A 12,646-nucleotide genomic window follows, 5' to 3' on the forward strand; every position below is an offset into this window, starting at 1 on the left:
TGTTCCCTGATGCAGTGCCTTGCCGGCGTGCGGGCTGTGCGCTGCGCATGAGGTTTCCCTTCCGGCACGACGGGTACCGGGAGGGGGCGCCGCGCATCGGGGTGGGACGGGGCGTAGGCATATTCCCGGAGCCTCCTCCACAGGGGTAGCACGACGCTCCTGTGCTCCACGTCTCCTTATGACTTCCGGGCGACGGCCGCCGCAACGCGAGTCGATGCGGGCGGCCCGGGCCAGGAGTCTGCCGAGCCGGGCCCACGCCACGGCCGGGGACGCGGCCGCAGCGCTGGCGTCCGACAGCCCGACAGCCCGGCGGGACAGCGTGGGTTCGCCCCGCCGACGCGGGCCGCGGTCGGGCTCTCCGGCCTTGATTCCCGCGCTTTAGGATCACCCGCGTGACAGAGATCGACTACGGGCAATTCCACGAGTGGCTGCGGCAGGCGCGCAGTGCGGCCGAGGGCGGTACCGCGGGGACTGCCAACCCTGCGGCCCCCGCAGACGCTGATGTGCGGTGGAAGCTGCTCCGCAGGTTCCAGGAGGGCTGGGGTTACGAGCCCACCGGTGGTGAGCGGTGGGAGCGGGAGGAACCCGATGCCCACAAGACGTACGTGTCCGGCCTGAAGGCCGGTGCGGATGCCGCGTCCTCCGTCACCCCGGAGGACGACGAGCCCGACGACGTCGACCCCTCGCTCGCGATACCCGCCGCGCTGGGCGAGTGGTGGGAGCTGCCGTTCAACTCCTTCGCGGACCGGTGGCGCCTGTACTGGACCAACCCGGTGTGGCCGCCCACCGTTCGCCCCGACCCCACCGGCTACGGCGTCGCCGGCGGCCTGCCCCCGGAGAACCCCTTCACCGGCCCGTCCGAGGATCTGCGGGTCTGCGTGTTCATGGCCGAGGACCAGTACTGCAACGAGTGGGGCTACCCCGCGGCCCGCAGCCACCTCGCCGATCCGCCGGTGCTGGTCTCCGCCCAGGACGACGAGGGGCAGGAGGCATGGGTGCTGCAGAGCCGCTCGCTCTCGGAGTTCTTCCTCCTGCTGGCCGTCACGCGCCTGCCCGCCCACTACGGCTGGACCGTCGAGGAGGGCACCATCGCCCCGGAGGTCCTGGCCCGGCTGCGGGAGAAACTGCGCCCGATGGGGCTGCTGCCGTGGCGTGAACTGGGGGCCCGTACCGAGTTCTTCGGCGGCCCGGACGTCATCGTGGCCCACGACACCGGATACGGCGACTCCGAGCTCGTCGCGTACGGACGCACCGAGCACGCGCTGGAACGCCTGGCCGGGACGCTCGGCGTGGACTGGTCGGAATCGATCTGCGAGCCGGAAAGCCACCGCGAGGAAGAGTGACGGTCCCGACGCCGGGCCGCAGTGCTCACTTCGCGCACAAGGCCGTAGTGAACGCCTTCAGGGCGGCCGTGCCGGCCTGCTCCGGCATGGTGAGGCTGGTGTTGACGGCAAGGGTGATCTGCCGCTTGCCGTCGGTCGAGATGAAGCTGAAGGTGCTGTAGCCGGGGACGCTGCCGGTGTGGCCCCATACGGGCTTCTCACCGGGGCAGTACGCGGCCCGGCTCTCCAGGCCCAGACCGTACGTCCGCTCGGGTCCGCGATCGGTCTCCCTGAACGTCCGCATCTCCTGCCACAGATGGGACGGAAGCAGCTTGCCACCGGCGAGCGCGCGGTAGAAGCGGTTCAGGTCGGCGGTGGTGGAGACGATGTTGCCGGGGCCCCAGAAGGCCGTGGGGGTGAAGTCGGTGAAGTCGGTGAAGTCGGCCGGCGCGGTCTCTCCGGGCAGTCGCTCGTAACCGTTCAGATGGCGGCCCGGCAGACGCGAGGAGGTGGGGACGGTGGTGTCGGTGAGGTGGAGGGGGCGCACGATGCGGCGGTCGATCTCCTGGTCGAGCGTGCGGCCGGTGGCCTTCTCGATCAGCATGGCGAGGAGGACGTAATTGGTGTTGGAGTAGGCCCACTTACCCGGCTGCCCGGGGTTGAACGGACGCGGCTCCTGCAGTGCGAGCTCGACGAGCTCCCGGGGGGTGTGGCGGGAGTTCTGGAGCTTGCGTATGGGGTCGTCACCGCGGCGGAGGACGTCGGTGTAGTTGGGGATCCCGCTGGTGTGGCCGAGCAGTTGGCGTACGGTGACGGGCGCGCCGTCGTCCCCGTCGGGGACGAGGCCGGGCAGGTGGCGGCCGATGGGGTCGTCCAGGCCGAGCCTGCCCTCGTCGGCGAGCTGCAGCACGACCGTGGCGACGAAGGTCTTGGTCACGCTCCCGGCCCGGAACCGGTCCCCGGGCTTCGCCCGTCGTCCGTCCCGCAGGTCGGCGGTGCCGCTGCTCGCCTTCCAGACGCGGTCACCCTCGCGCACCTCGGCGATCGCGCCGGGCACCCCCTCGGCGACGATGCCGTCCAGGGTCCGCTGCAGCGCGGGGCCCTTGCCCTCAACCGCCGGTGCAGCGGCTGCGCGTGCGGTGTCCCGGTCCGTCCCGCGCTCACCGGCGGGCGCGGCGGCGGCCGGGACCGCCGCGGAGACGAGGGCGGTCGCGGCGAGCAGGGCGGAGACTGCGGCTGTCGGGCGGCGCATGGTGGGGTTCCTTCCGTCGTGCGGTGATGCCCTCACCGTACGGAGCCTGGCCCCTGCCCGTGATCATGATCAAGAATGATCACCGGCGCGCCCTCCCCCTACAGGTCCCCCCGACGCCGGGTCGGGGTCCGGCCCGGCTCGCCTCAGGGTCCACCCCGGCTCGACTCGGGATCCGGCCCGGCTCGCCCCGGGGTTGAGGTGGCGGCGGATACGCCGGCACGCCGTCCTGTCGCGGGAGACGGCGCTTCCTCCTGGGTATCCCTTCTGCAGGAGTGACCAGCGATCCTGGAGGGAGACGTCACGTCATGACGGGTCATCAGGGCCATGACCGGCCCGGCACCGCATCGGTCTCGTACCTCAGACGAAGATTCCTCACGCTGACGGCCGCCGCGACCGTGCTGGCGTTCTCGTCCGAGCCCGGCCGCGCAAGAGCCGGAGAACTGGGCGATCGCGCCCTCGGCGACGATCCGTTCACCCTCGGCGTCGCCTCGGGCGACCCCTTGCCGGACGCCGTGGTGCTGTGGACGCGGCTGGCGCCGCGCCCGTGGGAGCCGGACGGCGGGCTGCCCGCCACGGGGGTGATCCCCGTGAGCTGGGAAGTGTCGGAGGACGAACGGTTCTCGCGCGTCGTACGCCGGGGACAGGCCGCCGCCGACGCCGAGTTCGGATACAGCGTGCACGCCGACGCCCGGGGTCTCAAGGCAGGGCGCACCTACTGGTACCGCTTCCGGGCCGGCTCCTGGGTGAGCCGCGCCGGCCGGACCCGTACCGCTCCCGCTGCCGGAAGCTCTCCCGGGCAGCTGCGCCTGGGCGTGGCCTCGTGTCAGCAGTACGACGAGGGCTACTACACCGCGCTGTCGCACCTGGCCCGCGAGGACCTCGACGTCGTCTTCTTCCTCGGCGACTACATCTACGAGAACGCCATCGACGCCCGAGCCGGGGACCGGCAGCTCCCGGAGGGCGGCAGGCTCCCCGACGTCTTCGCGCACGAGACCGTGACGTTGCAGGACTACCGGCTGCGCTACGCCCTGGGCAAGTCCGACCCCGACCTGCAGGCCGCGCACGCCGCCCATCCCTGGTGCGTCACCTGGGACGACCACGAGGTGGAGAACAACTACGCGGCGCACGTGTCGCAGGACAACGACCCGACCGACGCGTTCCTGCTGCGCCGGGCCGCGGCCTACCGTGCGTACTGGGAGAACATGCCCCTGCGCCTCCCGCACCCCACGGGGCCGGACATGCGGCTCTTCCGCCGTCTCCGCTACGGCAGGCTCGCGCAGTTCGACATCCTGGACACGCGGCAGTACCGCTCGGACCAGGCCTACGGGGACGGCTGGAAGCAGCCCGGCCCCGATTCCGAAGACCCCTCCCGCACCCTCCTCGGCCCCGCGCAGGAGCAGTGGCTGTCCAACGGATTCCGCAGCTCGTCGGCCGTCTGGAACGTCCTGCCCCAGCAGGTCGCCTTCTCCCGGCGCCGGCTGAGGGCCCAGAATTCCCCCTTGTCCATGGACGCCTGGGACGGTTACCCGGCGGCCCGCAAGCGGCTCCTCGATGCCGCGCGTACCGCGCGGATCACCAACCTCATGGTGCTCTCCGGTGACTCCCACATCCACCTCGCCATGGACATCAAGGAAGACTTCGACAACCTCTCCTCCCCCACGCGCGGCGTGGAGATCCTCGGCACGTCCATCTCCAGCGGAGCCGACGGACTTGAGAAACCCGAGGACTGGGAGAGCCTCCTCGCCGTCAACCCGCACATGGCGTACTACGCCAAGCGCCGCGGCTACGTCGTCATCACGCTCACTCCGTCGCAGGCCCGTGTCGACTACCGCACCCTCCCCTACGTCACCCGCCCGGGCGCTCCCGTCTCCACCGCCACCAGCCTGATCTGCCGGGCGGACCGCCCCGGATTCGAACGGCCGTCTCCGTAACGGCGATGCCGTTGGAGCAGTGACGCTGTTGCAGCAGTGACGCTGCTGTCAGCGGTGACGCCGTTTCACGGGCGCGGAGCCTTCTCCCCGTGCACGGCTGTGTACCGGGCGGCGAGCCAGGGACCCAGGTCGTCGGTGAGCATGCCGAGCATGCCGAGCACCGCCGGATCGGCCGACGGCGTACGGCCGGTGGCCGCGGCGGTGCGCATCTGCCCGGCCCGCTCGGGGTAGTAGCGGCCGAAGAGCTCAGCGGACTCGCCGAGGTCGCTGGTCCAGCCGCCCCAGCGAGGCATGATCAGGGTGAATCCGGTGCGTACGAGACGCCGCGCGACGCCGCGGGCGAGGGCCCTGCGTTCGGTGTCCGTGGCGGCCTCGGCGGCCCGCGTGCGCCAGCGGGGGAGGGCGAGGGCGAGGTCGCCGTTGGTTTCGCGGGCGAGCAGGGAAGTGGGGCGGTAGCGGGGCAGTTCTCCGGCGAGGTCAGGGCCGAGCAGAGGGGTGCACAGGCAGGCGACGAAGAAGCCGAGATCGTGGCGTTCGAGGTCGCTCAGCAGGGTGCGCACGCCGAACAGCAGGATGCCCGCACCGTCGATCTGAGGAAAGGCACGGTCGAGCGCGGCCTCGATCCGCTTCGCGGCGGCGCGGTCGGCGTCGGTGGGCTCGTCGTGGAGGGCGAGCAGGAGGTCGAGGTCGGAGCGTCCGGGGGTGGCGGTGCCGCGGGGAATGCTGCCGTAGAGGTAGGCGCTGTGCAGCCGCCCGCGGCCGTACGTCCCGGCGAGGTGGGCGCGCGCGGCGTCGACGACGGGGGCGAACGCTGCCGGCACCCGGTCCGGGGCGCCTTCGCGGGCGATCGTCCCGTCGTGGTTCAGCCCTCGCCGGTGAGCAGGGCACGCAGCCACTGGTCTTCACGCTCCTCGATGTAGGCGGTGTCCGCGGACAGCGGGATGAAGCCGTGTGCGGCGTAAGCGACGTCCCACAGCCGCGAACCGGGGCCGGCCGCGTCCCAGGCGCGCTACCCGGGCCAGCCGCCGCGGCGCCTCCAGCAGGGCGAACCGACCCGGCCAGACCACCTCGCCCGGTGCGAAGGTCAGGACCTTCCGGCCCCGGGCGCCGATGCCGAGGGGGCGGGGTGCCGCCCGGAAGCCCGCTTCGTCATGCTGCTCGTCGCCCTGCTGCACGGCGCAAGTCTGCTCGACGGACCCCTGACGATCACCTCATTTACCGGCCCTGCCCGACGATGCCCTGGTCGATGTCCATGGTGATCACGTGCCGGTCGCCGAGCCGGTGGCTACCCGTCCGCGCCGGGGGCGTCGTCCAGCAAGTGGGGGCCGTTGTTGCGGACATCGTTGACCGCGGTCGACACCGGGCGGGCGCCGAGGTCGCCGCCCGCGGGAGTGGTCAGGAGTGCGCGGAGCTCTTCGGGGTCCTGGTGGGTGGGGTCGAGCCAGGTGTCGTAGTCGGCCGGCGTGATGGCCAGCGGCATGCGGGGGTGGATGCGGCCGGCGGTGTCCGTGGCTTCGGTGGTGATGATGCTGCAGGTGGTCCACCATTCCGCCGGGCCGTCGTCTCCGGTCGCCGGATCGCGCCAGAACTCGTACAGCCCCGCCAGCGCCATCACCTGACCGTCCGCGGGGCTGATGAAGTACGGCTGCTTGTAGGCCTTCGCGGTGGGGGTAGCGGCGACGGCTTCCCATTCGTAGAAGCCGTCGGCCGGGAGCAGGCAGCGGTGCTTGGCGAAGGCGCGGCGGTAGGCGGGCTTCTCGTGCACCGTCTCCACCCTGGCATTGATCATCTTCGCGCCGGTGCTCAGGCTCTTCGCCCAGGACGGCACCAGGCCCCACCGCAGCGCCCTCAGTTGCCGCTCGATGGCGCCGCTCTCACGATCGGCGCGCTCCAGCACGGCCCACACGTCGTCGGTCGGGGCGACGTTCCAGCTCGGTTCCAGGAGGGCTTCCGGGTCCCACTGGGTGACGGAGAACAGTCCGGCCAGGTCCTGGGGACTGCGGGTGGAGACGTAACGGCCGCACATGTCTGACCTCGCCGGACCTCTCGTCAGACCCGGTCGCCGCTGAAGTGCAGCGGCTTGCGCGGGGCCGGGGGCCGGCCGTCCGCGGACGGGTCGGGGACGTCGTCCTCGCGTTCGGCCGCGTACCAGCCCAGGCCGCGCAGGATCGCCTTGGGCATCGTCGGCGGCAGGGCGCGGTCGAGGGCCGGCCAGGCCTCTTCGAGGAGGGCCCGGGCCTGGGCGCGGGCGGCGTCCACCGCGCCGCACTCGGTGAGGACGGCGGCGACGGCTTCCGCCGTCCGCGGAGTGGCGCGGCCGCCGCGCACGGACTCCCACACGGCGCGCAGCCGGTCGGCGGGCAGCAGGGGCACGGCGTGGGCGAGCGGCACCGTGACCTTGCCGTTGAGCAGGTCCTCGGCCACGCGCTTGGCCGCGCGGCGGCGGCCGCCGTGTCTGACGGTGCCGATGCCGCGCAGGTCCGCGACGTCGTCGCTGATCTGGTAGGCCACGCCGAGGGCCTCGAAGTACGCGCCGACGGCGGCGGTCTCCGCTTCCCCGGCGCCGCTCAGCAGGGCGCTGGCCTCGGCGAACATACGGACCGGCAGGCCGGACTTCAGCCGGTGGGTGGAGTGCAGCCGCTGCAGCAGCACCGAGGCGTCCCCGGTGGCCACGGCGGTGTCCATGGCCTGCTCGTGCCCGGCGATGTCGAGGGCCTGTCCGGCGTGGCCGGCGCGCAGGGCGCGCAGGTATGCCCGGTGCACGCGCAGGCGCAGCGCGGGGTCGTCGGGCAGGACGTCGTCCGCCACCCGGTCGAAGACGAAGTAGGCGGCCGTGCCCGCGTTGATGGCGGTCGGTGCGCCGAAGACCTCGTGGACGGTGGGGCCGCCGCGGCGCATCGGAGAGGCGTCCTCCACGTCGTCGACGATCAGGGATCCGGTGTGCAGCAGCTCGGCGACGGCCATCAAGGGGCGGTAGCGGTCCCCGGCCTCGCAGAAGAGGGCCATGACGCAGGCGGAGGCGAACGAGCGCCACGGCTTCCCGCCCAGGTCGGTGAGGTGGCGTACGGGCAGGACGAGCCCGGCGTACACCTCGCGGGACGAAGCCTCGTCGAGCGGGGCATGGTCTTCGAGGCCGGCCAGGGCGCCCAGCGCCCGGGGGTCGGCGGTGTCGGGGTAGAACCGGCGCACTTCCGCCCGCGTGATCCGGCCGATGCGGCGCATGAAGTCTTCGAGGTCACCGATGGTGTTGGGCGGAACGAACTCCACGCGCGCGTGGCCGCCGACAGGCTGCCCGCCCATCGTGCCCTCCACCCGGCACCAGCCGTGCCAGAAGGCGCGGCCCAGGCACATCGACGAGACTTCCTGCGCGGAGGGGGACGCGATGAGCCGCACGTCGAGGCCCGTCCCGGGGATCCTCAACCGGGTGGCGACGGGGTAGGAGTTCATGGTGACCGAGGAGTCCCAGCGGCGCGTGGTCCACAGCTCCGCAGTTGCCTGCCGACCGTGTCCGTCGGGTCCGGAAACGGCGCATACCGTGTGCTGTGCTCGCGTCGTATGGGTGGCCATGGGCCGGTCGGGCAGCTCCTGGAGAACCGGCGCGTCCACCGCCTCCGGCAGGCCCGGCAGGGCCGCTGTGTGCGGCGTGTCCGACGGGTCCGGATCCCCTTCGCCGAGGGGCTGCCGTGCGGACGGCAACGGCTCGGGGTCGGTGGTCTCCTCGACGAGGCTGGTGCGCAGGAGCGCCACGTCCCAGCCGTTGTCCAGCTGCACCTGAACCCGCATCCAGGCGGTCTCCGCGCCGCCGGGGCGGTGCGCGCCCTCCGGGCAGGTGCCGTAGGAGTGCTCCAGCCATGCCTCACCCGTGACGCGTACCGGGTCGCGGCCGGAGGCGGACACGGTGCCTTCGGCGGTCATGCGCGGCAGACACGACGAGGACGGGGCCCCGGGTGGTGCCGTTTCGCCGCCATCGCGCAGCCGCAGGGGCGGCTTGCCCGGGGTGAGGGTCAGCGCGAAGCCCCCGGCGTCGCCGGTCACGGTCAGCCGGTACGAACCGTCCGGGTGCCGGGTGAGGGTGGCGACGCCGCCGAAGTCCAGGTCCAGCCGGCGCGCGGCGAGGCGTACGGGCGCGTGCAGCAGCCGGTCGGGCAGGAGCGGTTTGCCTCCTGCCAGGGCGTCGAGGACGGCCCGGCGCACGTGGGGATCCCATGCCGAGGTGTCGTCGAAGGCGGAGCGTGCCTCGGCGAGGGCCGCCTCGTCCAGCCAGGACTCGGTGGTGCGACCGCCGGTGGCGTGGTCGCTGTGGGACCAGATGACGGTGTGGCCGGCGGGCCGGTCCGCTCCCCCGCCGGGCCCGGCGGTTCCGGCCTCTCCCCCGGCGCCGGGCCGCCGGCACACGAACTGCACGGACAGGCTGTGCTCTTCGCCTTCGGTCGTCCGTACCGAGGCGTTGACGGACCACCGTTCGACGGGACGGTCCGGGTGGGGCAGGCCCTCGCCCACAGGGTGGGTGGAGTCGGCGGCGGGCGCGGACGGCTGTGCCTGTGCGGCGTGCTTGTTCACGGGTGTCCCAAGGGGAGTCCTACGGAGGGGGTTGTGTACTGGCCGTAACCGCCCAACCGCACGAGCGTCAACACGGTTACCTGCGACCACCCGTATGGATCGCCCGTGGCGGGCGATCCGTGCCCTGCCGGGTGCATTCGGGTGAGCGCGGGCGTGCCGCCCGCAGGGGTGCCCGGCCGCCGCCGTATACCCGGGACACGACGGATGGAACGGTGGACGAAGATGATGACGCGGTGGGTGGTTTCCCGTCCCTGGCGGGTCCTGGCCGGGGCGGGCCTGCTGGGCGCGGTGCTGGGGCTGTGGCTGCTGGGAGCCCGCCCCCAGTTCAGCGGCGGCGGCTATCTCGCCACCGGGACCGAGGCCGCTCGCGCCGACGCCGTCCTGGCCGAGCGCTTCCACGCGGGCCTGCCGGACCTGGTGCTGCGCGCGGACTCCCGCTCCCCCGCCGGTTCGGAAGACGTCTCACGCGCGGGCCTGGACCTCACCGTAAGGCTCTCCCGGCAGCCGGGCGTCGAGCGCGTCTACTCGTACTGGAACACGGGCGCCTCCGAGCTGCTGGGCAAGAACGGGCGCAGCGCCCTCGTCGTGGCCGACCTGGCGGGGGACGACGCGGCCACGGCGCGGGCCGCCGCGCGGCTGGTGCCGCGCTTCACCGGTGCACACGGTCCGCTGCGGGTGTCGGCCACCGGCATCTCCTACGTCTCGGCGCAAGCCACCGAGGTCAGCGGGCAGGAGCTGCTCCGGGCCGAACTGCTCGGCGTGCCGCTGACCGCGCTGGCGCTGCTGCTGGCCTTCGGTTCCCCGGTCGCGGCCCTGCTGCCGGTGCTGACCGGGTTGTTCGCGGTGCTCGGCGCCTATTCCCTGCTGAGTGCGCTGGCCGGCGTGATGCCCGTGTCCGCGCTCGCCACGAACGTCGCCACGGCGCTCGGTTTCGGCGTGGCGGTCGACTACGGGTTGCTTCTCGTCAGCCGCTACCGCCAGGAACTCGCCTCCGGGGAAGGCGGCGACGAGCACGATGCCCACGGCTCCCCGGGCACCCGGGGCGCCACACTGCGCACCATGCGCACCGCGGGGCGCACCGTGTTCTTCTCCAGCGGCACCATCGCGGTGTGCCTGACCCCCATGCTGCTGTTCCCCCTGCCGTTCCTGCGGTCCCTGGCCTGTGCGGGCATCGCGGTCGTGCTGTGCTGCGGGCTCGCCACGGCTGTCGTCCTGCCGGCGCTGCTGGTCCTGCTCGGCCGCTGGATCGACCGCGGCGACCCGCTGGCCCGGTGGCGCCGGGCACGTTCCGCGGAGAGCCCGCTGTGGCGGCGGGTCGCCCGTGCCGCCACCGGCCGGCCCGTCCTGGCCGGCGGCTGCTGTGTGCTGCTGCTCGCCGCGTCGGCGCTGCCGTTCGCCCACGTCCGCTTCGGCGTCACCGACTACCGGGTGCTGCCGGCCGAGCTGGAGTCCCACGCCGTCGCCGCCGGCATCGAGCGCGACTTCTCCCTCCCCTGGGACCGCGCCGTCACCGTTCTGCTGCCGGCCACGGATGCCGTCGAGCAGGAGGCCGCGGTGACCGCCTACGCCCGGCAGTTGTCCGAACGGCCCGACGTCGCGAGCGTGGTGACGGGCCTGGGCACGTACGCGCACGGGCGGCAGGTGGCAGGGCCGACGCCCGGATCGCTGCTGCAGATCACCATGGGCGGCACCTGGCTCGCGGTGACGGGATCCGGTCCGCCCGCGAGCGACCCCGACCTCGTACGGACCCTGCGGGCGCTGCCCTCCCCGGGCCCGCACCTGGTCACCGGCTGTCCGGCGCGCGTGCTGGACACCAAGACGGCCCTGGCACACGTCCTGCCCTTCATCGGGGCGCTGCTGATCGGCTGCGTGCTGGTCCTGCTGTTCCTCTTCACCGGCTCGCTGCTCATCCCGCTCAAGGCCGTGGTGCTGGCCTCGCTGAGCATGTGCGCCAGTTTCGGCGCCATGGTGCACGTCTTCCAGGACGGCCATCTGCGCGGTCTCCTCGGCTCGTTCGAGGTGACGGGCGAGCTGGAGACGGCCATGCCGGTGGTGATGTTCTGCTTCGCCTTCGGGGTCTCGGTGGACTACGAGCTCTTCCTCCTGGCCCGCATCCAGGAGGAGTACCTGGCCGGCGCCGATTGCCGCACCGCCGTCGTCAACGGCATCGCGCGCACCGGCCGGGTGATCACCACGGCGTCGCTGCTCGTCGCCATCGCCGTGCTGCCGCTGCTGACCTCGCACGTGGTGCTGCTGAAGATGTTCGGATGCGGCATCGCGCTCGCCGTGCTCGTGGACGCGACCGTCGTACGCGGCGTCCTCGTGCCCGCCTTCATGCAGCTGGCCGGGCGCGCCAACTGGTGGGCGCCCGCGCCCCTGCGCCGCCTCCACCGGCGCCTCGGACTCCACACCGCCTTCGTGCCGCCGGCACCCACGGGTGCCGTGCCGGCCCAGCAGAAACAGACCGTGAGGAAGAAGATCCGCACATGACCACCACGCACCGTCCGCACCGTCCGCGCCGCCCACGTCGTCCGCAACGCCCGCGCACTGCGACGATCCACGCGGCTCTGGCCGCCCTGCTGCTCGGCGCCCTCTGCACGACCGCCGGCCCCGGGACCACACCGGCGGCGGCCGCCCCCGCACGCGACACGGCGCGGACGGCTCCGGCCGTGCCCGCCCTGACCGCCGTGACAGGGACGGCCCCGGACCGTACCGCCCAGGCCGGGACCGCGCTCTCCTGCTCCCTGCAGACCGCTCCCGGCGACCCCCTCGTCTTCCGTCCGCCCGTCACCGGCCGCGTGCAACAGGTGTCGGCCACGGGCACGGTCCTGCTCGACCGCTGCACCTCCGCGGACGGCAGCCAGTACGGGATCCGGTCCGGACGGATGGTCCTGCGGGGCTCGGCGACGGCCAACTGCCTCACCGCGGCCCGCCCCGAGGGGTCCGCCGTCATCACCTGGTACCACGGCTGGGCCCAGCGCGGCCGGACCGCCGGGACCTCCCGCCTGAGGCCGTCCGCGCGCGGCGGTGGCGGCTACACCCCGGCGGACACCTTCCTCAGCGGCGACGTCGTCTCGGGGCGAATGGAGCACCGCCGCGTACGCGGCTGGGCGGTGCCCACCACCGACGTGACCGCCTGCGCGGCCCGCGGCCTGCGGACGGTCGCAGGACGGGGCAACATCTCCTTCTCCTGACCGCCGGAGGCGCCGGCCCGGGCTGCGGTTGCGCCTGCCGCCGTCCGCCCGGTCGGCCGTCCGGGCGGCGGAACCTACGAGTGCGGCGCGACCGGGACGCCGGCCCCTACCGGCCGCGCCGGCTGGCCGAGCGCGGGCGCAGCAGTGCCGCGGCCAGCACGGCCGGGGTGGTGAGCAGCAGCGTGAGGGTCACCAGCGACAGGCCCCGGAGCTGCTTCTCGGTCGCTGACGGGAGGACCTTCCGGTAGGAGGGGCAACGGTTCCTGGGTCCGCACAGGTTGGTGGGCGGGTTCGGAACAGGCGCCGTGTTCGGCGGGGCGGGAGGCTGAGCGGGGCGGGGCGGCGTCCTCACCACCGGGGCGGGGGCCGGCGGGAGTTGGGCCGGGG

The 12,646-nt window shown here is 73.3% G+C and carries 8 protein-coding genes and 1 pseudogene; 4 read left to right on the plus strand and 5 right to left on the minus strand.

Annotated elements, in window-relative coordinates:
- Window positions 1–392 precede the first annotated feature (392 nt).
- Window positions 393–1,343 carry a hypothetical protein gene (locus V7793_RS02845; RefSeq protein ID WP_335581268.1) on the plus strand — a complete coding sequence of 317 codons (951 nt, stop codon included), beginning with the start codon at window positions 393–395 and terminating at the stop codon, window positions 1,341–1,343.
- Between the two features lie 25 nt (window positions 1,344–1,368).
- Here V7793_RS02845 and V7793_RS02850 read toward each other — a convergent pair whose 3' ends face one another.
- Window positions 1,369–2,574: a serine hydrolase domain-containing protein gene (locus tag V7793_RS02850; protein ID WP_335581269.1), complete on the minus strand. Its 1,206-nt coding sequence runs from the start codon at window positions 2,572–2,574 to the stop codon at window positions 1,369–1,371.
- 305 nt (window positions 2,575–2,879) lie between these two features.
- On the opposite strand from V7793_RS02850, the gene V7793_RS02855 reads away from it, so the two are divergent.
- Window positions 2,880–4,505 carry an alkaline phosphatase D family protein gene (locus tag V7793_RS02855; protein WP_335581270.1) on the plus strand — a complete coding sequence of 542 codons (1,626 nt, stop codon included), beginning with the start codon at window positions 2,880–2,882 and terminating at the stop codon, window positions 4,503–4,505.
- Between the two features lie 65 nt (window positions 4,506–4,570).
- Here the strand turns inward: V7793_RS02855 and V7793_RS02860 are convergent, their stop codons facing one another.
- The 3 genes from V7793_RS02860 to V7793_RS02870 form a co-directional block, all read right to left on the minus strand.
- Entirely contained in the window at window positions 4,571–5,401 is an 831-nt protein-coding gene (locus V7793_RS02860; RefSeq protein WP_335581271.1) for a nucleotidyltransferase domain-containing protein, read from the minus strand.
- Window positions 5,402–5,790: 389 nt separating this feature from the next.
- Window positions 5,791–6,531: an SOS response-associated peptidase gene (locus tag V7793_RS02865; RefSeq protein ID WP_335581272.1), complete on the minus strand. Its 741-nt coding sequence runs from the start codon at window positions 6,529–6,531 to the stop codon at window positions 5,791–5,793.
- A gap of 23 nt (window positions 6,532–6,554) precedes the next feature.
- Window positions 6,555–9,065 (minus strand): polyprenyl synthetase family protein, encoded by a 2,511-nt coding sequence (locus V7793_RS02870; RefSeq protein ID WP_335581273.1) that lies wholly within the window; start codon window positions 9,063–9,065, stop codon window positions 6,555–6,557.
- Between the two features lie 204 nt (window positions 9,066–9,269).
- Between V7793_RS02870 and V7793_RS02875 the strand changes: the two genes are divergently transcribed.
- Window positions 9,270–11,555: an MMPL family transporter gene (locus V7793_RS02875; RefSeq protein WP_335581274.1), complete on the plus strand. Its 2,286-nt coding sequence runs from the start codon at window positions 9,270–9,272 to the stop codon at window positions 11,553–11,555.
- Complete coding sequence (locus tag V7793_RS02880) at window positions 11,552–12,259, plus strand: hypothetical protein (protein WP_335581275.1); 708 nt, start codon at window positions 11,552–11,554, stop codon at window positions 12,257–12,259. Before V7793_RS02875 ends, V7793_RS02880 begins: the two co-directional genes overlap by 4 nt.
- A gap of 106 nt (window positions 12,260–12,365) precedes the next feature.
- Here V7793_RS02880 and V7793_RS02885 read toward each other — a convergent pair.
- A pseudogene (locus V7793_RS02885) lies at window positions 12,366–12,646 on the minus strand (hypothetical protein); the annotation flags it as partial.

The sequence above is a fragment of the Streptomyces sp. KLMMK genome (assembly GCF_036961605.1).
In the GTDB taxonomy this organism is placed as follows: Bacteria; Actinomycetota; Actinomycetes; order Streptomycetales; family Streptomycetaceae; genus Streptomyces; species Streptomyces telluris.

Coding starts and splice junctions, on each gene's coding strand:
- V7793_RS02855 (WP_335581270.1), top strand. CDS start 2,880: ATGACGGGTCATCAGGGCCATGACCGGCCCGGCACCGCATCGGTCTCG.
- V7793_RS02865 (WP_335581272.1), bottom strand. CDS start 6,531: ATGTGCGGCCGTTACGTCTCCACCCGCAGTCCCCAGGACCTGGCCGGA.
- V7793_RS02875 (WP_335581274.1), top strand. CDS start 9,270: ATGGAACGGTGGACGAAGATGATGACGCGGTGGGTGGTTTCCCGTCCC.
- V7793_RS02880 (WP_335581275.1), top strand. CDS start 11,552: ATGACCACCACGCACCGTCCGCACCGTCCGCGCCGCCCACGTCGTCCG.
- V7793_RS02850 (WP_335581269.1), bottom strand. CDS start 2,574: ATGCGCCGCCCGACAGCCGCAGTCTCCGCCCTGCTCGCCGCGACCGCC.